This is a genomic window from Undibacterium sp. GW821-FHT11H02, assembly GCF_058808015.1.
In genome coordinates, this window is the sequence record NZ_JBXARG010000004.1 from 202,129 (window position 1) to 223,360 (window position 21,232).

A 21,232-nucleotide genomic window follows, 5' to 3' on the forward strand; every position below is an offset into this window, starting at 1 on the left:
AAATTTTAGGAAATAGTGCGTTCGGCGTGTCCGTGACGAACGATAACAATAGGTTTATCTTGGGCTTTTTGTTTTTGTTGATTGACCAAGTCTTGCAGAGAAACAGAGTCTAAATAATCGACCATTTTGGCGTTCAGCGTGGCCCACAAATCATGTGTCATACAGTGAATGCCATTGTCATGGTCACTGCCATGGCAATTGCCTTTGCTGCCGCATTGAGTCGCATCGAGTGGTTCGTCGACTGCGATGATAATGTCAGCCACCGTTACATTTTGCGCTTTGCGGGCTAGATTATAACCACCGCCGGGCCCGCGTACGGATTCGACGATTTCATGGCGACGCAGCTTGCCGAATAACTGTTCAAGATACGATAAGGAAATATCCTGGCGTTGGCTAATGCCCGCCAGCGTGACCGGTCCATTGTCTTGACGTAAGGCAAGATCGATCATGGCTGTAACAGCAAATCGGCCTTTAGTGGTTAGACGCATGAGTCAATACTCCAAACTTGTTTAGTGATGCGGGGCAAAAGTCATGAATAAACTTTAATCCTGAGCATTTGACTCAAGTATAGCAAACTTGAGTAATCTTGTCAGGTACTGCCTGTTTTTGCAAAAGTGAAGGGCTGTGCGGGAGGGGGAGGCGAACTTGTTGGCTCGCCTCTATGAGAAATATCGCTTAGAAGTCGAATTGTGCCGAGATTTTATAAGTACGCGGTGCGCCTGGGAACAAATAGCCACCCAAACTTTGCGTTACATCACGCCAATAGAATTTATTGAAAGCATTGTTGATATCGAATCGGAAGGTGCTGACGACGCCATTCAGTTGTGTCGTATAACGTGTACCAAGATTTATCACGTTATAACTTGGTACGGTGATTTTATTGTCTGGGCTAAACGATTTGCTGCCTGAGTATTGCCAGGAACCAGTGATATGAAATCCATGCTGAATTGCATGCAGCAATATTGGGGTGTAGTCAAAGTAGATCGTGGATTTAAAATTCGGCACATTCGTCACACGTTTGCCTTCAATTGTCGTATCACCTGTATTATTTTGAACCGCATTAATTGCTGTAGCGCTGGCGCCAAGTGTCCAGTCTTTGCTTAAATTGCCTTGCGCTGATAACTCCAGTCCGCGATGTTCTGCTTCACCCGCACTGACGAACATGTTTGCTGCATTGGTGTACTCGAGCGGTTTGGTGATGCGGAATAGTGCGCCAGAAACATTGAAGTCACGGTCTAGTGCAGCTTTGAAGCCAACTTCCACTTGCTTGGATTTCCCTGCGTCGAGCATGCGGTTTTCATTCTTGGTGCCAAATGGTGCTACGCCGCCGTGTTCCAAGCCTTCGCTGGCGCTGACATAGGTGCTGATGGCATTGTCAAGCTTAAATACCAATGCCAGGTTCGGCAGATTGTAGCTTTGTTCAAATTCGGGGCTGCCTGCTTGCATGCGGTCTACCTTCAGATGGCGTAAGCCTGCGTGCAGGTCGAGTTGACTATTTAAGCTAATAATGTCTTGTGCGAAGAGTGAAGTTTCTTTATCGGTGCGGCGTAAAGAAACCGATCCTGTCTTCTTGCTTGATGGAGATACTGCGACTGGGCGAAACAAGTTACTGCTGCCCGCGTAATCGTACACATAGTCACCAAAGTAGTCGCGGCGTTGAGAGTTGCTCAAGCCTATAGCTAGTTTATGTTGCACATCGCCAGTGCTGAATTTGCCATTGAGTAGGGCTTGTGCGCCACGTAATGATTTGGACTCGTTCAGGCTGCGATAGTCGTACACATCGTAATCGCCATTGACGCAATAGCCTGGATATAGATCTTGCGCGCCACAACCATAGGGAAACGCGGTGTAATCATCGCGCTTGAATTCATGATGGTTACTGGAGATGCTTGCCGTCCAATTGCTGTCTAGTTGATATTCAAAGCGCAGGCCGATGTTGCGGTTGGTTGTGTCAACGGGCTTTGCCCATTTTTGGTCGTTCAGCATCAAGTCGGCAGCGATGTCGCGTGGCAGATCGGTGCCATTAAATAATTGAAATCCCGGCACGGATAATTGCGATTTGTGTTGATGGTCGAGATCAATCTGGAATAGAGCTTGTGGACTGATTTGCCAGTCAAATGCAGCGGATACGAATTGACGCTCACCGTCTGCGCCTTTGACGTAAGAGCGTAATTTTTCACCAGCCGCGTTGATGCGATAACCAAATTGTTTGTCATCGGATTTGCCGCCGAGATCGATTGCGCCATATAAAGTGCCGCGTTCGCTCGCTTCTAAAGTGATAGTGCGTAATACAGTATTGCTAGGGCGTTTCGTTACATAATTTAAGATGCCACCAGGTGTGGTGAAGCCTGCTTGCAAGCCGCTGATGCCTTTTAAGATTTCCAGGCGTTCTTTGTTTTCCAGGGGAATGGAGGCATCACCCGGAATTGCAAAGCCATCTTTGCGATAGCTGGATGAATTGTCGAGCGCAAAGCCGCGAATTGAAAATTGTTCCGCATAACCGATGGCGTTGTAAGCCTCATTCACGCTGGCATCAAATTTCATTGCATCGGTGGTTTGGCGGATTCGCAAATCTTGCAATTGACTTGCGGAGAAAGTGGTGATTGAGAGTGGAGTATCTTGCAAAGCAGTTTCAATAAAGCCGCCGACTTTACTTGTTTCGGTTTTTCCGCTGCGACTGCCGCTGACTACTACTTCTTGTAAAGCTTGCTGTTTGCTTTGGGCGTAGGCCACTGAGGAAATAGTAAATGCCTGTGCAATTGCGATGACAATTAGGCTTAAGCGAAAACGTGAATTTGACATGATGTGCTCTTCTACTTGGTTGTGTCTGGGCGAGCCAAGCAAAAGAGGGCGGATGAGTGGAGTCATCTTGCGCTTCCCTTCGCTGGCATTATCCAGATCAGGTTCAAGGGACTATCTCACCCGCGATTAAATGCGCAGGACCCCTAGCGAAGGCGAGACTTTAACATAAAACCGCTTTGAGGGCTTTGTGAAAGAGCGTGTGCGGTGATTGTGTAATGATTCTGCGGAAACGAAAAAAGCCTTGTATTTCTACAAGGCTTTTTAAATTGGCTCCTCGACCTGGACTCGAACCAGGGACCTGCGGATTAACAGTCCGTCGCTCTACCAACTGAGCTATCAAGGAATAGAAGGTTCGCTTCTAAACTTTTATTGCACTACATCTCTATTTCTAGAGCTACAAAATTCTGTGGCTCCTCGACCTGGACTCGAACCAGGGACCTGCGGATTAACAGTCCGTCGCTCTACCAACTGAGCTATCAAGGAACAGAGACAAACATTATAGGGAGCTTTCCTAAACTTGTCAAAAGTTTTTGCGGAAAATGGCCATTTTCTCTTGAATCTTGAGTCAGTGAATCGGTGCAGCTTGGCTGCTAAATATCAAATACGCTTGAATGCAAGCCTTGTGTGCGGTAAGGCACTGACCACAATCTCTATTCCAGTTTTAATGTGGCTGTATTTACTTTTGTGAAGGAAATTACCGTGAGTATTGTCACTATTTTATTAATTGTTTTGATCCTAATGTTGGTCGGTGCATTTCCAAGATGGCCGCATAGTCGTAGCTGGGGCTATGGTCCTAGTGGTGGATTGGGTTTGGTTTTTATCATTTTGTTGATTTTGTTGTTGATGGGGCGTATCTAGGTGCGAAGCCAATCACAACGTGTAAACAGAAATAGATGAAAAGCTTATGTTACCCATATTAGCGGTAGAGGCCGTAATCAGTGAAAATGGTAATTCGGTTTCAGATGCTGAGAAAGCTAGCACGGCTTTGACTTCGGAAAAAACACCTGCGACTTTACCAATTCATGTGAATGCGCGTGGATTGGCATTGGGTCTAATCGCGAGTATTACGTTCGTATTTGCTCTGCAATGGGCGCAGAAATTTTTGGTTCCGCTCATTTTGGCAATTTTTATAGCCTATACGATTAACCCATTAGTGAGGGCCTTGCAAGCACTGAAAATGCCGCGCATGTTGAGTACGGTATTGGTGACTCTAGCATTGTTATCGAGTGGAATCGGTATCGCTATTGCTTTGCAAGGTCAGTTTGTATCGATTATTGAAGCCTTACCTGAAGCTAGTCACAAGTTATCTCGCCTGATCGAAACGACGCCCAATGGGCAACCCGGTGCAATAGAGCAAATGCAAAGTGCCGCCACCGAAATCGTTCGTGCCGCAAATTCTGGTTCAAGCTCTGTTCGTCCCGCAAAGAAAGTGGTTGCCGCTGAGATTGCTGGTTTTAAGGTAATTGATTGGGTGTGGGCAGGATCGCTTGGTATGTTGGGGTTTGTCGGACAAGCGACAATGGTGATCTTCTTGGTGTTTTTTCTCTTGTTATCCGGTGATACATTCAAACGTAAGTTAGTGAAGCTGACCGGTCCTTCTTTGCATCAAAAAAAGATTACCGTACATATTTTGGATGAGATTAATACCTCGATTCAAAATTATATGTTCATGCTTTTGGTAACCAATGTCATGTTGGCTCTTTGTATGTGGCTGATGTTGCACTTAATCGGCGTGGAAAATGCCGGTGCTTGGGCGGTTGCTGCAGGTTTGCTTCATATCATGCCTTACTTCGGCTCTCTAATCGCAACGGCAGTAATAGGTCTAGCCGCATTTTTGCAGTTTGAGTCTTTGCAAATGCTCTTGTTAGTCGCAGGTTTGACCATAGGAATTGCCAGCTTGATAGGCACTGTGGTTACGACATGGATGACAGGTCGTATTGCCAAAATGAATTCTGTCGCGGTATTTGTTAGTCTCTTATTTGGGGCATGGTTATGGGGTGTCTGGGGGATGTTGCTTGGTGTGCCTATGATTGTGATTTTGAAGGTGATAGCAGAGCGTCTGGAGGGTTTGGAGTTTGTGGCGGAATTGTTAGCAGAATAGTGCAGTCAATTAATTAGACTAATTTAATAACTGATTGAATGTACAGTATAATGGTGCTGACGCGGGCTTGTTATCGCTTTTGTTCAAGCTTCCAGCTCGCCACTAATTCCGCCCGAAAGCTCTTAATTCGGGCTCGTGTTAAGATAATTGGCTATAGGCATATCGGCCCTATTGCCTTTTTCTAAGGTTTTTTCCATGAGTGATTTACTCTCTGTAGTTCAGGAAGATGGTGAGGCGAAATTCGTCACTTTTCCTGATTCGCCATTCCAACTCTGTCAAATATTTGAACCTGCGGGTGATCAGCCAACTGCCATTGCGCAATTGGTGGAGGGGATCAATGACGGTCTATTTTTTCAAACTTTGCTGGGAGTAACAGGTTCAGGTAAGACCTACACGATGGCGAATGTGATCGCCCGTACTGGTAGGCCTGCGATTATATTTGCACCGAATAAAACTTTGGCCGCACAGCTTTATAGTGAGTTTAAAGAATTCTTCCCACGCAATGCCGTCGAGTACTTCGTCAGTTACTACGATTATTACCAGCCAGAAGCCTACGTGCCTCAGCGCGACTTGTTTATTGAGAAGGATTCTGCAATCAATGAACATATAGAGCAAATGCGATTGTCGTGTACCAAATCCTTGATGGAGCGCCGTGATGTCATTATTGTGGCGACGGTGTCGGCAATCTACGGCATTGGTAATCCTAACGAATATCATAAAATGATTCTGACCTTGCGTGCCAAGGACAAATTGAGTCAGCGTGATGTGATCGCGCGTTTGATACAGATGCAGTACACGCGTAATGAAGTCGATTTCGGACGTGGTACCTTCCGCGTGCGCGGCGATACGATTGATATTTTTCCTGCAGAACACGCTGAACTCGCGGTGCGTTTGGAAATGTTCGATGATGAAGTTGAAAGTATTGCTTTGTTCGATCCATTGACTGGACGAGTTAAGCAAAAGATCCCACGCTTTACTGTCTATCCGGGATCGCATTATGTGACGCCGCGTGAAACGGTTTTGCGGGCGATAGAAACGATTAAAGAAGAATTGCGCGAGCGTTTAGAATTTTATCGTCGCGAAAATAAATTGATAGAAGAGCAGCGCATAGAGCAACGTACGCGCTTTGATCTGGAAATGATGGCGGAGATCGGTTTTACTAAAGGCATTGAAAACTATTCGCGCCATTTGAGCGGTGCAAAACCGGGTGAGCCGCCACCGACTTTGGTCGATTATTTGCCGGCAGATGCTCTCATGTTCCTCGATGAATCACATGTGCTGACGGGGCAACTCAATGCGATGTACAACGGCGACCGTTCACGTAAAACCAATTTGGTGGATTATGGATTTCGTCTGCCGTCTGCACTCGATAATCGGCCGCTGAAATTTGAAGAGTTTGAGAGCAAAATGCGGCAGACGGTATTTGTCTCGGCTACGCCTGCTGACTATGAAAAGCAACACGCTGATCAGGTGGTTGAGCAAGTGGTGCGTCCGACCGGATTGGTTGATCCACGTATAGAAGTGCGTCCAGCGTTAACGCAAGTCGATGATTTGATGAATGAAATTACCTTGCGCGTGAAACTCAATGAACGGGTTTTGGTGACGACTTTGACCAAGCGCATGTCAGAGCAACTGACCGAATTTTTAGGTGATAACGGTGTCAAGGTTCGCTATCTGCATAGTGATATCGATACTGTTGAACGTGTCGAAATTTTGCGTGATTTACGTCTTGGCGCTTTTGATGTCCTGGTCGGGATTAACCTACTGCGCGAAGGTTTGGATTTGCCTGAGGTGTCATTGGTGGCGATTTTGGATGCGGATAAAGAAGGCTTTTTGCGTTCAGAGCGTAGTCTGATTCAAACCATAGGTCGTGCAGCACGTAATTTGAACGGCACGGCGATTTTGTATGCAGACCGAGTGACGGATTCTATGCGTCGTGCAATCGATGAGACCGAACGCCGTCGCGCTAAACAGATAGCATTTAACACTGCCAACAATATTACACCTATCGGTATTAATAAGAAGATTAAGGACATCATCGACGGCGTGTACAACCCTCAAGTAGCGCGCGATGATTTAATGGTCGCGCAGGAGCAAGCGAAGTACGAAGCGATGAGTGAGAAACAGATCAGTAAAGAAATTAAGCGCTTAGAGAAATTAATGCTCGATCATGCCAAAAATCTCGAGTTTGAGCAGGCTGCCAAAGTGCGCGATCAGTTGGCGGTGTTGAAGGAACAATTATTCGGTGCAGGTGGACATGACAACGTAGCGTCTATTCTGGGACGTTAAAATTCAACGACAATAAAAAAGCCGGATCGCTCCGGCTTTTTTTTATCATTTCCGAAAATTAAGTCTGAAAAGTCTTAAGCTTCAGCAATCCGTTTTGCAATGTGTGCCAACGCCTCTTCTACCTGATCAATCAAAATCAGACACAAATCACCTTCGCCTAATGTTGATAGTGCAGTATCAATCGCGATGAATTCACCATTGATTTCTTGGATGTCGGTGGTACGTTTCGCATTTGCCAAGCCAGAGCGCAAAAGGGCAACGACTTCACCATCGGCACGACCACGCTGGCATTGATCCTGGTACAAAATCACTTGATCAAAAGCATTGCCTAGAATTTCAGTTTGTTGACGAATATCTTGATCACGACGATCACCCGCACCACTAATAACTACCGAGCGGCGTTTGCCAGGCATACTTTCTACGGCTTGTACCAAAGCAGTAATCGCATCGGGATTGTGACCGTAGTCGGCGATCAAAGTCGCACCGCGATAATTGAATACATTGAAGCGTCCTGGCGCATTGTCGCTATCATTCATAAAGGTTTTTAAGCCTTTGCGAATCGAGTCCCAACTAATATTGGTTGCCCACGCTGCTGCCACCGATGCCATAACGTTTTCGACTTGGAAACCTATTGTGCCGTTACGGGTAATCGGGATTTCTGACAGTGGAATTCTTTGCACGAGTTTACCTTCTACTGCAACCAGATCACCGTTTTCTATAAATACGACGCGATGTCCTTGAACTCTATGTGCGGCCATGATCGCCAATTGGCTATCAGTAGCGAAGAAGGTGACGGCACCGGTACAATTGCTGGCCATGCCCGCGACGATAGGATCCGCTGCATTTAGAACGGCAACGCCGTTATCCGCCACGTTTTGTACGATCACGCGCTTTAGTACCGCCAAATCCTCAACAGTTGTGATGTAATTTAAACCTAAATGATCACCTGAGCCGATATTAGTGACGACTGCGACTTTACAACGATCATAGGCAAGACCTTCGCGCAAGACACCGCCACGTGCTGTTTCAAATACGGCTGCGTCTACATCGGGGTGGGACAACACATTGCGCGCACTTCGTGGGCCGCTGCAATCGCCGCTATCGATTTGGCGACCTTCTACATACACGCCATCCGTATTCGTCATTCCAGTACGTAAGCCGCTGGTCGTCAATAAGTGGGCGATTAAGCGTACCGTGGTGGTTTTGCCGTTAGTACCTGTAACCGCAATAATTGGAATTCGACCATCATCGCCATCTGCAAACATGGCGGAAACGATAGCTTCGCCGACTGCGCGACCTTTACCGAAGGAGGGTGATAGGTGCATGCGCAAACCAGGTGCCGCGTTGACTTCGACTACGCCACCATTCTGATCTTCTATCGGCTTTAGAACGCTATCGCAGACCACGTCTACGCCACAGATATCCAAGCCCACCATTTGTGCTGCGGCGACGGCACGTGCCGCAACTTCTGGGTGCACGTCGTCAGTGACGTCGGTGGCGGAACCGCCAGTTGAAAGATTGGCGTTATTGCGTAAAACAACGCGCGTGCCTTTGGAAGGCACCGTGTCTGCCGTATAACCTTGTTTTGCCAAGCTTGCCAGCGCGATGTCGTCGAAACGGATTTTAGTCAGTGATGTCGCATGACCACTACCGCGACGTGGATCTTTATTCACTTGTTCAACTAATTCACGAACAGAATGTGTGCCATCGCCAACCACTTGTGGCGGATCACGACGAGCGGCGGCAACTAATTTATTACCGATGACGAGTAAGCGGAAATCATTGCCAGGCAAATAGCGTTCTACCAAAATATCATCACGGAATTCACTTGCCGCGATATAACCAGCTTCTAATTGTTCGCGTGTGGTGACATTGACGGTAACGCCTTTACCTTGATTGCCGTCTTTAGGCTTAACGACAACCGGTAAACCAATTTCTTGCGCGATGTTCCACGCATCTTCCATATCTATCGCGGTTCGCCCTAAAGGCACCGGTACACCAGCCGCATCAAGTAATTTTTTTGTCAGTTCTTTGTCTTGCGCGATGGCCTCGGCAATGGCGCTGGTGCCATCCATTTCGGCGGCTTGAATTTTGCGTTGCTTACTGCCCCAACCAAAAGTCACCAAACTACCGCTGGTAAGGCGACGATAAGGGATATTGCGAGCGACTGCTGCATAAACGATAGAGCCAGTCGATGGCCCTAAGCGTAAGTCTTCATCCAGATCGCGTAATTGGTTTAAGGCGGACGTTAAGTCAAAACTTGTATTTTCAAGGGCAGCTTTGCACAATTGCTCAGCCAGTTCGAATGCCAGGCGACCTACGTCTTCTTCTGAATATTCTACTACCACTTGAAAAATACCGTCTTCCAAAGTTTGTGTGCAACGACTAAACGTCACCGGACAACCTGCTTGTGCTTGTAATGCCAAGGCCGCTAATTCAAAGACGCGCGCCAAAGGAATCGCGTCATCATGACCCGTCGCTTGCAGTGGGCCAATTTCTGGGAATAGGGCACGCAGGCGTGTTTCAAATTCGGGTAGTTCATTGATCGATAATTCCTCCGGCGTGCAGCGTACGATCGCTTCAACCGCGGTGTGGTGACTCCAGAGGTTAGGGCCACGTAAAGCCCTGATTCGTGAAACTTCCATAAACCTTTATCCTATCTACGGCGCAAACGCCAAAATGTCTACTATATTAGTTTGGTAACGCCGTCGCATTAACGCCGACGACGTCTACGCCATCATGGTCTTAATATTGTTTTTTCGGCGGATTCGAATCGAAATTACGTAAAGCGGCAACGATCAAATCGGGTGCAATATCTAAAGCCCAAGCAGCTGCAATGGCAGCCATGATGGCTTCCGGTTGTTCCGCCTTGCTGGTTTTGAGTGAAGAAAGTGCGAGTAAACTAAGTTCTTCTTTACCAGTCGCCAACACGATGCACTCGTCACGTAAGAATACTGCGCGTTTTCCGTTTGTTAAATGAGTGCTTATAGCTGCATTTTGACTAGAGTTGGCATAGTAAATGACATCGCCATCCGACAATTTCGCCAGCGCTTCAGCTTGGCTGATGTCGGCGTTAATCACAGCGCAACCATGCGGCAGTATCACGTCAATTTGGGCGCGCATGACCTTAAACATCTGTTCTGCTTCGGTTAGGTAGAAATCTGATAAATTCTCTATACCGTCCAAATCAGTCACAACGCCCACTGTGCATTTATCATAAGCTAAACCATCAACTAAAATACGTTTAGCATTGGTTTCGAACACCGCCGTTTGTACATTGCGATTGAGTAATAGGCGCTGACCCGCATCCCAAGAAGTACAGTCGGTTTTAACAACTTGACGTTGATCTAAGTAGAGACCATCTGCGCAGGCAACACCTGAGTATTTACCACTCATACTCAACATACTCGATACCAAGCGCGAAATTAAACTAGTTCCTTTGCTGCCAGCCACGCCGACAATAGGAATGCGACCATTATCAACCGGACCAAATAAGTGTTTGATGATGGCAGAGCCTATATCGCGTGGTTTGCCTACGGCTGGTTTTAAGTGTGATAACAAGCCTGGGCTCGCATTGACTTCAATAATCGCACCGCCTTGTTGTTCTAACGGTTGAGAAATATCTTCACAGACTAAATCGATGCCAGCAATGTCGAGTCCTATGATACGGGTCGCTAAAGCAGCAATGCGGGCGATTTCTGGATGAACTTCATCCGTTACGTCAATCGCGACATTGCCATTGTGCTGTATCAAAACTTTTTGCTTATCAGCAGGCACTGATTGGGCATCCATGCCTTGGCGCTTAAGTTCCAAAATGATTTCTGCACTGACATCAGGTTTGATCAAGCCTAAGGGAAATTCTTCAGTTTCGCCACGACGTGGATCGATATTGATTTGTTGTGCAACCAATTCATTGATGTTGGACCGACCATCGCCGATAATCCAAAGCGATTCACCTTTAGCCGCAGCAACTAGCTGATTACCAACCACCAATAAGCGATGTTCGTTGCCTGTGATGTAACGTTCAACTATGACGCTCTTGCTATCACCTTTGCGAGCGGCTAACTCATAAGCTGCGATGACTTCAGGTTCTGTCATTAAATTTAAAGTCACGCCACGACCATGATTGCCATCATAAGGTTTGATTACGACTGGTAAGCCAATATCCTGAGCTTCTTCCCAAGCTTCTTGCGCACTACGTACCAAGCTGCCATCTGGTACCGGGACGCCGCAAGCTTTTAAAAGCGACTTCGTCATGTCCTTGTCACTGGCGATGCTTTCTGCAATCGCGCTGGTACGGTCAGTTTCTGCTGTCCAGATGCGGCGCTGTGCAGCACCGTGACCCAGTTGCACCAGATTACCTTCAGTTAAACGGATAGAGGGGATATTGCGCTCGGTAGCGGCATCGACGATATGTGCGGTACTGGGGCCTAAACATAAATCATCGACCATGTCGCGTAATTTGAGTAGTTCGGCATCAAAATCGTAGTTTTGATTTTCGATTAAAGCCATTAAGAGATTGCGCCCCATACTAAGCGCTGCCCGACCTACTTGTTCTTGCCGTGTGCGGAAGGCCATTTTGTACACGCCTTCGACATGGGTTGAGCGGGTTTGACCAAATCCAGTGCGCATACCCGCCATGTTTTGTAGTTCCAACACGACATGCTCGAGAATATGACCAACCCAAGTACCTTCTTTGAGGCGCTCCAGAAAACCACCGACCTCACCGACGCCACAGCGATGTTGTCGCAGGCCTGGCAGTCGCTCGGTCAGACGTTCGTATAAGCCGGGGAGTTTATTGGAAGGGAGTTCTTCGAATTCCCCAATATCTAACCAAACTTCGATGACGGGACGATAAGTCCAAATATTCGGTCCGCGCAAATGAGAAGTACGCAGCGGAGTAATGTCTTTCTTTTTTGTAGTCATGAATGTCAATTTATTATTGAATAGAGAAGTCGCTATTCGCTTTAATTTTTCTTGGAAGTCAATCGTTTCAAGATCAGGTAATAACGCTAATTAAGTCATTTCAGCCGACAGGCGGTGTTAAATTAAGCAAATTTGAAATTATCTCTCTAAAGCTTGCTGGTATACTTCTTACCAAACACGAAAGTAGGTATTGTGCATGGGTTGTGCATGATCTTGTTTCCCTTTCGACAGAATACCGTAATTTGTCGTTTCAGTCATACTGCATGATGCATTCTCCTAAAGTTTTATTGGATTTTGCCTATGATTTGCCTGCCAATTTATGTGTGAATAACAAAAAAATACGGTTTTTTTAATTTTTCTCGCGTTTTCCATTTGTGCCAGAAAACGTCTCCCGGGAGTTTGTTTGACGATGACAACATCAGCAACAGCAACATTGACTATTGCGAATTCAGTGACCAATTTACCGCAGGCTTGGGTACAAGAATTGAGTTTGCAATTAAGGCAAGATGAAATAATATTGAATGCAGTTGAAACCGATCTTGACGCCAAGCTCAGGTTTGAACAAGGTTTGATCGTGGTTACCAATCAACGCCTGTTGTCAAAAACGCCCAAAGCTCAAAACTGGGCGTCGTGGTCGTATGCCCAAGGTTTGCAAATGCATCATCATGATCACGCGGGCGTAGGACATTTGGAATTATCAGATGAGGCACAATTGTTGGCGCATTGGCGTTTTACTTTGGGCCAAAATCTATTAGTCATCCGTCTGATGGATAGCTTCCGTGAGCAATTAGAAGTACATATCACGGGCAAAATTCCAGAGCATGTTGAACAAAATATCTGTCCAAGTTGCAAAGCAATCCTGGAACCAGAGCAAGAGGAATGTCCGGTTTGTACTAAAGTCATTCATACGCCGCCTTCGACTTGGACTTTGTTCCGATTGTGGCGTTTTGCTCGTCCCTACAAAGTGTCACTGGCAATAGGTTTTACCTTGATGCTGTTGGGTACTGCAGCGCATATGATCCCGCGTTATTTAACCAAACCGCTCACGGACGAAGTCTTAATCCCTTACCAAAATGGTCAACACGTGGATCCGGCTTTAGTCGCGACGTATATCGGTGGATTATTTGGTGCAGCAGTGTTGGCATGGTTATTGAGCTGGGGTAAAACTTATATTTTGGCCTTGGTGTCCGAGCGCATTGGCGCGGATTTGCGTACTGCCACCTATGAGCATTTGCTAAAACTCTCTTTGGAGTATTTTGGCAGCAAGCGCACCGGCGATTTGATGTCGCGTATTGGTAGTGAAAGCGATAGGATTTGTGTTTATTTATCCTTGCACTTATTAGATTTTGCTACTGATGTTTTGATGTTTATTATGACCGCTGCATTTTTATTGCAGATTAATACGAAGTTGGCCTTGGTGACTCTCTTGCCCTTGCCTTTGATTGCCTGGGCGATTCATTTGGTACGTGATCGTCTGCGCACAGGTTTTGAAAAAATTGATAGAGTCTGGGGCGAAGTCACCAATGTACTCGCTGACACAATACCTGGTATTCGTGTGGTTAAAGCTTTTGCGCAAGAACAGCGCGAAGCAACGCGTTTCCGTGATGCGAATAAACATAACTTGGCCGTCAACGATAAGTTAAATAAAGTCTGGTCTCTATTTTCACCTATCGTTTCTTTTTTGACCGATATTGGTATTTTAGTCGTTTGGGGTTTTGGTATCTGGCAAGTGTCACATAATGAAATTACCGTAGGTGCTTTGGTGTCCGCCGTCGCTTTTATTAGTAATTTTTATGGTCGTATCGATTCCATGAGTCGCATCGTCTCCGTGACTCAGAAATCGGCTTCGGCGGCAAAACGTATTTTCGATATTCTTGACCATGTTTCCAGTGTGCCGGAACCACAAAACCCGGTCAAAATCAAAGAAGTCAAAGGCCAGATTGAGTTGCGCGAAGTCGGTTTCCGTTATGGTAATCGTGCCGTTAATCGTGGTGTGAGTTTGAATATTCAGCCAGGTGAAATGATAGGTTTGGTTGGACACAGTGGCTCAGGTAAGAGTACTTTGGTGAACTTGATTTGCCGTTTTTACGATGTGGCAGAGGGCGCGATTTTGCTTGATGGTGTCGATATTCGTTCTTTTGCGGTCGCTGACTATCGCAGCAATATTGGTCTGGTATTGCAAGAACCCTTCTTATTTTTTGGAACGATTGCAGACAATATTGCTTATGGCAAGCCGAACGCTACGCGTGAAGAAATTATCGCTTCAGCGCGCGCAGCACACGCGCATGAATTTATTTTGCGTTTGCCGCAGGGGTACGACTCTATGGTCGGTGAACGTGGTCAAGGTTTGTCCGGTGGTGAACGGCAAAGAATTTCAATTGCGCGTGCCTTATTGATTGATCCACGAATTTTAATCATGGATGAAGCAACTTCATCAGTGGACTCGGAAACTGAAAAAGAAATCCAAAAAGCGCTGGATAATCTGGTCAAAGGTCGTACCACGATAGCGATCGCGCATCGCCTTTCCACCTTGCATAAAGCGGATCGTCTGGTTGTCTTAGATCGGGGCGAAGTGGTAGAGGTTGGTAGTCACGACGACTTGATGGCCAAACGGGGCGCGTATTTTAAATTGTATGAAGCGCAGGCTCGTAATGCTGCAGCGCTTGCTGTGGGAGGTGAATAAAATGACGACGACGTTTCAGTTACGACGCAATAATTTTCGTCAATTGGTATTGACCGATGTCGATGGTGCAGATCATGTGGATGTGCGTCCGGTACGTGCTTTTCCGATTCAATCGCCGGATGCGGGAATTTCTTTAGTTAAAGAAAATGGTGCTGAAGTGGCGTGGATAGATCACTTGGCTGACTTGCCAACTGCCGTTCGTGAGTTGATTGCCGAGGAGTTAGAAGGGCGTGAGTTTATGCCCGAAATCTCGAAAATTGTTAGTGTCACGAGCTTTGCAACGCCTTGCACTTGGTATGTGAAGACCGATAGGGGCGATACCAATTTTGTTTTGAAAGGCGATGAAGATATTCGCCGTATCGGTAAAGAATCTTTGTTAATTGCAGACAATCACGGCATACATTTCTTGATCCGGGATATGTTTGAGATTGATAAACATAGCCGCAAAATTCTGGATCGGTTTTTATGATAGAGGCTGCCCCTAAATTTTAAAATCAGGCAATGGCTCTAAAAGTGAGCGTTTGAATAATTTGACTTCGCCACCTTCTTTCCAGGGCATCGTTTCTTGTAATTGAAAACCTAGTTTTTCAAGAAGATTAGACGATGCCAGGTTATGCGGAGAGACGATCGCTAACAGCTGTTCCAATTTCAGAGTGTTTTTCGCGTAATTCAATAAGCCTATATTGGCTTCTAGCGCATATGCCTGGCGAGCGTATTGTGGCAAGTAGGCATAGCCGATATCAATTCCCGGCAAATCTTCCCGTTGTACTAAACCGCATAAGCCGATAGCGGCTTTATCTGTTTTGCGTTCCACGAGATATAAGCTAAAGCCTAATCTTTCTTGTACTTCACGATGTGCTGTGTGTATTGCCTGTTCAGCTTCCTCGATACTACGTATACCTTTGTCACGAATGTTTTTGATAAAGCCAGGATCGTTGACCAGTTCCAGATAGAATTCGGCATCGCCTGAATCCAAAGTTCTGAGATTTAGGCGTGCGGTGTTGAATATAATTTCAGTAGACAATTGAGCGGCTCCTAGGCCTGATGTGACAACAGACTTCGAGCTGATTTTGCAGTTTTAGATTGTGCTGGATGTAACTGAAAAAAGGCAACGGCTTGCGATAAAGAATGGGCTTGTTCTTGCATGCTTTCGGCGGCGGCTGCTGCTTGTTCTACCAATGCCGCATTTTGCTGTGTCATCTCATCAATGTGGGTGATTGCCAGATTGACTTCTTCAATACCGGCACTTTGCTCTTGGCTGGCGGCCGTAATTTCCGCCATGATGTCGGCAACGTATTTCACCGAGGCGACTATTTCGCCCATGGTTTTTCCCGCATCGTCAACTAATTGAGCGCCCACATCGACTTTGGATACAGAGTCATTGATGAGTTCCTTAATTTCCTTGGCAGCACCGGCAGAACGCTGCGCCAGACTACGAACTTCAGAGGCGACTACGGCAAAGCCTCGACCTTGTTCACCGGCTCGTGCCGCTTCCACTGCAGCATTGAGTGCCAATATATTGGTTTGAAATGCGATACCATCAATGACACCAATGATATCGACGATTTTCTTCGAACTATCTTTAATGGAATTCATGGTGTGCACAACGTTACCGACGACCTCGCCACCTCTGCTTGCTACATCGGATGCCTTCAAGGCAAGTGAATTGGCTTGACGTGCGTTATCTGCATTTTGTTTAACGGTCGAGGTTAATTCTTCCATCGAAGAGGCGGTCTCTTCGAGTGAGCTTGCCTGTGATTCGGTGCGCGATGATAAGTCGGCATTGCCAGCGGCAATTTGACCAGAGGCGGTCGCAATGGTTTCTGCGCTAAAGTTGACCTGCTGTATCGTCTGCACTAAATTTTGATTCATGTGAGCCAGGGCATCCAATAATATGCCAGTTTCGTCTTGCGCTTTGTGTTCTATGTTTGCAGTTAAATCGCCATTGGCGACTTTGGTCGCCACTTGAATTGCTTCGTTCAGAGGTGTCGTAATTGAGTGTGTGATCCAATAGGCCAATAAGGCGCAGATCGCGGTCGCGATCAGACCAGATACAATCATAAGTTTAATGGAGAAACTGACATCACTTTTGATCGCAGTTCTTTCTTGATTCATTTGATTTCTCTCGAAATCAACCAATGCTTTCATGTCAGCTGTCGCTTTAGTTAGTGCAGGGAAAACGACGGTGTTCATTTGATTTTCGGCGGCTTCAATGTCATCTAACTCCAAGGAGTCTGCTGCCTTCATAAATGACGCAACAAAAGCGCCTCTTGATTTGGTCGCGGTTTCTATGAGCTTTTTCTTTTCTGGCGTGCTGTCTTGTTTAGCGAGTTTTTCGAGAAGCTGGCCTATGTTCTTTTTATTGACATCAATTGCCTGGTAGTGCTCCTTGCGCAAATTTTGGTCGCGTGTGAGAAACAAGGCCGAAACGCGTCGTCCATTCTCCTGCATAAGACGTGCGACTTCCAAGACGCTTTCGAGGCTGCTGACATTTTGATCTAGCATTTGTTCGTTTTGATTGGCAATCGCATTTAGCCGGGTCGCATTAAACATCGCCATTAACAGCATAATCACCAATAAGCTGCCGAAGCCTAGCCACAGTCGAGTCCGAATCATGATGGAATTTAAATGCATTTCCTTACTCCTTATACTGAGCAAAATTTAAAAACGTCACACTCTATGCAGGCGAGCGCCCATACTGATCTACTGTTTACGACGATCGCAAAATCGCACATCTGCTCAATAATACACAGACTTATTTATCTCTAGAAATAAATTATTGCAGCGCACATGAAAATCCAACAGTAGCTGCGCGGTACAATGTGACCTTAGCGTTTTGTATCGCCGATTCGGTGGGTAATTTATTAACGTTTGACTCAATAGCAAAAAAATATGAAATTAGCGACAATTAAAGATGGCACGCGTGATGGACAGTTGATTGTGGTTTCCCGTGATTTGAAAACAGCCCAGATTGCCGACGGAATCGCGGCTACTATGCAGCATGCTCTGGATGACTGGAATTTCATTGCACCGCAACTCAATGAAGTATATGAACGCCTGAACGCTGGAAGAGGCATTAATAGTTTCGATTTCGATGCGCAAAAATGCATGGCGCCATTACCAAGAGCTTACCAATGGGCGGATGGTTCTTCCTACGTCAATCATGTGGAGTTAGTGAGAAAAGCACGTAATGCCGACATGCCAGAAAGTTTTTGGCATGATCCTTTAATGTATCAAGGCGGGAGCGATGATTTTATCGGACCTATGGACGATATCGCTTTAATGTCGGAAGAGTGGGGCATCGATTTTGAAAGTGAAATTGCCGTGGTGACGGGGGAGGTGCCTATGGGTGTTAAGGTGCAGCATGCGCAAGAACATATCCGCTTATTGATGTTGGTGAATGATGTCTCTTTACGCAACTTAATTCCTGCCGAACTGGCAAAAGGATTCGGCTTTTTTCAATCCAAACCTGCGTCGAGTTTCTCGCCAGTGGCGATTACGCCAGATGAATTAGGTGAAGCTTGGAAAGATGGCAAAGTGCATTTAGCGCTGCGTTCAACCTGGAATGACACGCTGGTAGGGCAACCGAACGCGGGCGTGGATATGGTATTTTCTTTCCCACAATTGATTACCCATTTGTGTAAAACGAGGAATGCTCGAGCTGGAACTATTATTGGATCAGGTACGGTTTCAAATAAAGATCCCAAAAAAGGTTATAGCTGCATCGCAGAAAAACGTGCCTTGGAAATGATAGCCAATGGCGAAGCCAGCACTGAATATATGAAATTTGGCGATAAGATTCGGATTGAGATGCTGGATAAAAACGGTAAATCAATATTTGGAGCAATTGAACAAAGCGTGGTCGAATACCTTAAAAACTAAAGATTCGCGGGTTTTGGCGATGAATTTTGATTTTTTCTAGAAATTCATAGCCTGAGTCTATATACTGCTGCAGTTATATAAACTGGGTAAAGTTAATTTTTATCGTATAAAGAAATGCTGCTTTATACCGATAAATAAGTAGCTCGATGAACAATCGCATCGATAAGCCAACTTTACCCTGACTCTAGGATCCTGCATGAATCTTCATCAATTGCGTTTCGTTCGCGAAGCGGTCAGACAAAATTTCAATCTTACAGAGGCGGCGAAGGCGCTATTCACTTCGCAACCTGGTGTTTCTAAAGCGATCATCGAACTTGAGGAAGAATTGGGGGTCGATATTTTCGCCCGTCACGGCAAGCGTATTCGTGGTTTGACCGAACCTGGACGTGCAGTGTTGAAATCGGTTGAAATGATCATGCAAGAGATTGATGGCTTAAAGCGCATCGGTAAAGAATTTGCAGCGCAAGATAGCGGCAGTTTTACGATTGCAACCACACACACGCAAGCACGTTACGCCTTGCCTAAGATCGTGCAGGCTTTCATGCAGAAATATCCTAAAGTGCGTTTATCGCTATTGCAAGGTAGCCCGAAACAAATTGCAGAAATGGTCATGCGTGATCAGGCAGATCTTGCGATTGCGACGGAGGCGATTACCAGCGTTGATGGTTTGGTGTCTATGCCTTGTTATCAGTGGGAGCATGTGGTGGTGGTCGCACCTGATCATCCTCTCCTGAAATTGAAAGGCATCACCTTAGAAGACATTGCCCGTTATCCTTTGATTACCTACGACGCTGCATTTGCAGGTCGCAGCAAAATTGACCATGCTTTTGAGGTACGCCAATTAAAGCCAGATGTCTTATTGGAAGCGATAGACGCTGACGTAATTAAGACTTATGTCGAACTAGGCATGGGCGTCGGCATTATTGCTGGTATGGCGTTTGATGCTGAGCGTGATGTGAATTTGCGCGCGATCCCTGTTGGACAGTTGTTTGGCATGAATGTGTCGCGGGTCGCGGTCAGACAGGGTGCTTACTTACGTACTTACATGTACACCTTTATCGAGATGCTGTCACCGACGATGAATCGTAAGTTGATCGATCAAGTGATGCAGGGCGGAAAAGATAATTACGATTTGTGATTCGATGTCGAGTTGAATCACGGCAGACGAAAAATTTAGAAATGAAGATTTCAGTAAAACTGAAATCATTAAGAGAAAGAATGAAATGAAGCGTGAAGCCCTAGCCAATTATTATGCGCAATGCGCTGAGAGCTTTGATGAAAAATATCAGGAGCCAGATCTAGAAGAAGATGCATATGCGGCAGCAGAACATATCAGTGAAGCTTTGGCCAATCATGATGTGTTGGAGCTAGCTTGTGGCTCAGGTTATTGGACTCAACATTTTGCTGACGCCGCGAAATCGGTATTGGCGACAGATATCAATGAAATTATGTTGGATTTGGCGCAGGATCATGATTATCCTGAGGGCAAAGTTGAGTTTGCGATCGCTGATTGGCATGACCTTACATTGCCAGAAGGTAGAAAATTCAGCGCCTGCTTTGCTGGTGGTATGTGGTCGCATATACGTCGCGACGAATATAATTCCGCGATGGCGAATATTCGTAAAGCTTTAGGATCGGGTGGTTTGTTGGTTTTGATCGATGACAATGTGGTTGAAGATTTCACGCGGCCGACAGCACGAACAGATAGTGATGGTAACACTTATCAAATTCGAGAACTGCCTGATGGTAGCCGCGTCGAAGTCATTAAAAATTTTCCTACTGATAGTTATTTGAAAAAGAAGTTTGCGACAATTGCACGTGATATTCGGGTGAGTCGCAATGAGTTCTTTTGGATGTTGACTTGCGTATTAAAATAAATTTTTGATGAATGAATGACGATGGATTTACAGACTTGTACAGAAAAAATTCGCAATAAATTGGGTCAAAATAGCAGTTTAAATGCGTGCTTGAAATTTGATTGCGGAACTGAGGGCGTTATTTTTGTGGACGCTTTGATCAATCCACATGTGGTCGACAATCAAGACAGAGAAGCGGACTGTACAGTGAGTTTGTCACTGGAAGACTTAACTGCTTTGCTGGCCGGGCAGCTCAAGCCTGTGAATGGATTTATGAGTGGCAAATTGAAACTCGCGGGCGATATGAGCATTGCTATGCGTTTGCAAAAAGTCGTGTAATCTCCATGGGAAGTTTCAGCGGTTTGTAGAGCACAATGTTTAAGATTTATTTACCTAAATACGATAGAGAATTTCTTTGTGATGCTAGCGAAACAGTGTTTGCAGCAGCATTGAAACAAGGCTTGGTGCTGGTTAATTCTTGTCGAAATGGCAGTTGCCGGACATGTTTATGTCAAATGCAAAGTGGTGAAGTTGAATATATCGTGGAATGGCCAAGTTTGAGTTTTGATGAAAAGTCAGAAGGAAGTATTTTGCCATGCGTCGCCAAACCATTAAGCAATTTGATTTTAACGAATTTAGTGCTAAGTAGTGCGCTATAGCTTGATCTGACTTGCCTGCTGCTGGTGAAATCCA

16 protein-coding genes, 2 tRNA genes and 1 riboswitch are annotated in these 21,232 nt (G+C 45.9%); of the genes, 10 read left to right on the forward strand and 8 right to left on the reverse strand.

Annotated elements, in window-relative coordinates:
- Positions 1 to 5: 5 nt before the first annotated feature.
- The 4 genes from iscR to AC1RR2_RS06170 all read right to left on the reverse strand — a co-directional run bounded on the left by iscR (position 6) and on the right by AC1RR2_RS06170 (position 3,285).
- Positions 6 to 488, reverse strand: coding sequence for a Fe-S cluster assembly transcriptional regulator IscR (iscR, locus tag AC1RR2_RS06155; RefSeq protein WP_186889179.1), 483 nt, complete (start codon positions 486 to 488; stop codon positions 6 to 8).
- A gap of 187 nt (positions 489 to 675) precedes the next feature.
- Positions 676 to 2,802 carry a TonB-dependent siderophore receptor gene (locus AC1RR2_RS06160; RefSeq protein ID WP_493221421.1) on the reverse strand — a complete coding sequence of 709 codons (2,127 nt, stop codon included), beginning with the start codon at positions 2,800 to 2,802 and terminating at the stop codon, positions 676 to 678.
- A 57-nt stretch (positions 2,803 to 2,859) separates the two neighbouring features.
- A riboswitch (TPP riboswitch) is annotated at positions 2,860 to 2,957 on the reverse strand.
- Between the two features lie 112 nt (positions 2,958 to 3,069).
- Positions 3,070 to 3,145: transfer RNA gene (locus AC1RR2_RS06165), tRNA-Asn, on the reverse strand.
- A gap of 64 nt (positions 3,146 to 3,209) precedes the next feature.
- Positions 3,210 to 3,285, reverse strand: a tRNA-Asn gene (locus AC1RR2_RS06170).
- 216 nt (positions 3,286 to 3,501) lie between these two features.
- Between AC1RR2_RS06170 and AC1RR2_RS06175 the strand changes: the two genes are divergently transcribed.
- The 3 genes from AC1RR2_RS06175 (at position 3,502) to uvrB (ending at position 7,192) form a co-directional block, all read left to right on the forward strand.
- Positions 3,502 to 3,660, forward strand: a complete 159-nt coding sequence (locus AC1RR2_RS06175; RefSeq protein ID WP_493221422.1) for a DUF3309 domain-containing protein — start codon at positions 3,502 to 3,504, stop codon at positions 3,658 to 3,660.
- A 46-nt stretch (positions 3,661 to 3,706) separates the two neighbouring features.
- Positions 3,707 to 4,903, forward strand: a complete 1,197-nt coding sequence (locus AC1RR2_RS06180; RefSeq protein WP_493221423.1) for an AI-2E family transporter — start codon at positions 3,707 to 3,709, stop codon at positions 4,901 to 4,903.
- Between the two features lie 195 nt (positions 4,904 to 5,098).
- Positions 5,099 to 7,192 (forward strand): excinuclease ABC subunit UvrB, encoded by a 2,094-nt coding sequence (gene uvrB, locus AC1RR2_RS06185; RefSeq protein ID WP_493221424.1) that lies wholly within the window; start codon positions 5,099 to 5,101, stop codon positions 7,190 to 7,192.
- Between the two features lie 74 nt (positions 7,193 to 7,266).
- Here the strand turns inward: uvrB and cphA are convergent, their stop codons facing one another.
- Both cphA and AC1RR2_RS06195 read right to left on the reverse strand, forming a co-directional pair.
- Entirely contained in the window at positions 7,267 to 9,837 is a 2,571-nt protein-coding gene (gene cphA, locus AC1RR2_RS06190; RefSeq protein WP_493221425.1) for a cyanophycin synthetase, read from the reverse strand.
- A 100-nt stretch (positions 9,838 to 9,937) separates the two neighbouring features.
- The gene (locus tag AC1RR2_RS06195) at positions 9,938 to 12,118 is read right to left on the reverse strand and encodes a cyanophycin synthetase (RefSeq protein ID WP_493221426.1); all 2,181 of its coding nucleotides are present in this window, start codon (positions 12,116 to 12,118) and stop codon (positions 9,938 to 9,940) included.
- A 409-nt stretch (positions 12,119 to 12,527) separates the two neighbouring features.
- On the opposite strand from AC1RR2_RS06195, the gene AC1RR2_RS06200 reads away from it, so the two are divergent.
- Both AC1RR2_RS06200 and AC1RR2_RS06205 read left to right on the forward strand, forming a co-directional pair.
- Complete coding sequence (locus AC1RR2_RS06200; RefSeq protein ID WP_493221427.1) at positions 12,528 to 14,801, forward strand: cyanophycin metabolism-associated ABC transporter; 2,274 nt, start codon at positions 12,528 to 12,530, stop codon at positions 14,799 to 14,801.
- Between the two features lies 1 nt (position 14,802).
- Positions 14,803 to 15,270 (forward strand): cyanophycin metabolism-associated DUF1854 family protein, encoded by a 468-nt coding sequence (locus AC1RR2_RS06205; protein ID WP_493221428.1) that lies wholly within the window; start codon positions 14,803 to 14,805, stop codon positions 15,268 to 15,270.
- A 12-nt stretch (positions 15,271 to 15,282) separates the two neighbouring features.
- Here the strand turns inward: AC1RR2_RS06205 and AC1RR2_RS06210 are convergent, their stop codons facing one another.
- Both AC1RR2_RS06210 and AC1RR2_RS06215 read right to left on the reverse strand, forming a co-directional pair.
- The gene (locus tag AC1RR2_RS06210; protein ID WP_493221429.1) at positions 15,283 to 15,825 is read right to left on the reverse strand and encodes a GNAT family N-acetyltransferase; all 543 of its coding nucleotides are present in this window, start codon (positions 15,823 to 15,825) and stop codon (positions 15,283 to 15,285) included.
- Positions 15,826 to 15,836: 11 nt separating this feature from the next.
- Positions 15,837 to 17,435 (reverse strand): methyl-accepting chemotaxis protein, encoded by a 1,599-nt coding sequence (locus tag AC1RR2_RS06215; protein WP_493221430.1) that lies wholly within the window; start codon positions 17,433 to 17,435, stop codon positions 15,837 to 15,839.
- Between the two features lie 258 nt (positions 17,436 to 17,693).
- Between AC1RR2_RS06215 and AC1RR2_RS06220 the strand changes: the two genes are divergently transcribed.
- The 5 genes from AC1RR2_RS06220 (at position 17,694) to AC1RR2_RS06240 (ending at position 21,198) form a co-directional block, all read left to right on the forward strand.
- The gene (locus AC1RR2_RS06220; RefSeq protein ID WP_493221431.1) at positions 17,694 to 18,683 is read left to right on the forward strand and encodes a fumarylacetoacetate hydrolase family protein; all 990 of its coding nucleotides are present in this window, start codon (positions 17,694 to 17,696) and stop codon (positions 18,681 to 18,683) included.
- A gap of 196 nt (positions 18,684 to 18,879) precedes the next feature.
- Positions 18,880 to 19,821: a CysB family HTH-type transcriptional regulator gene (locus AC1RR2_RS06225; RefSeq protein ID WP_493221432.1), complete on the forward strand. Its 942-nt coding sequence runs from the start codon at positions 18,880 to 18,882 to the stop codon at positions 19,819 to 19,821.
- An 85-nt stretch (positions 19,822 to 19,906) separates the two neighbouring features.
- Positions 19,907 to 20,560, forward strand: a complete 654-nt coding sequence (locus AC1RR2_RS06230; protein WP_493221433.1) for a class I SAM-dependent methyltransferase — start codon at positions 19,907 to 19,909, stop codon at positions 20,558 to 20,560.
- Between the two features lie 21 nt (positions 20,561 to 20,581).
- Entirely contained in the window at positions 20,582 to 20,878 is a 297-nt protein-coding gene (locus AC1RR2_RS06235; RefSeq protein ID WP_493221434.1) for an SCP2 sterol-binding domain-containing protein, read from the forward strand.
- A 35-nt stretch (positions 20,879 to 20,913) separates the two neighbouring features.
- Entirely contained in the window at positions 20,914 to 21,198 is a 285-nt protein-coding gene (locus tag AC1RR2_RS06240) for a 2Fe-2S iron-sulfur cluster-binding protein (protein ID WP_493221435.1), read from the forward strand.
- Positions 21,199 to 21,232: the final 34 nt, after the last annotated feature.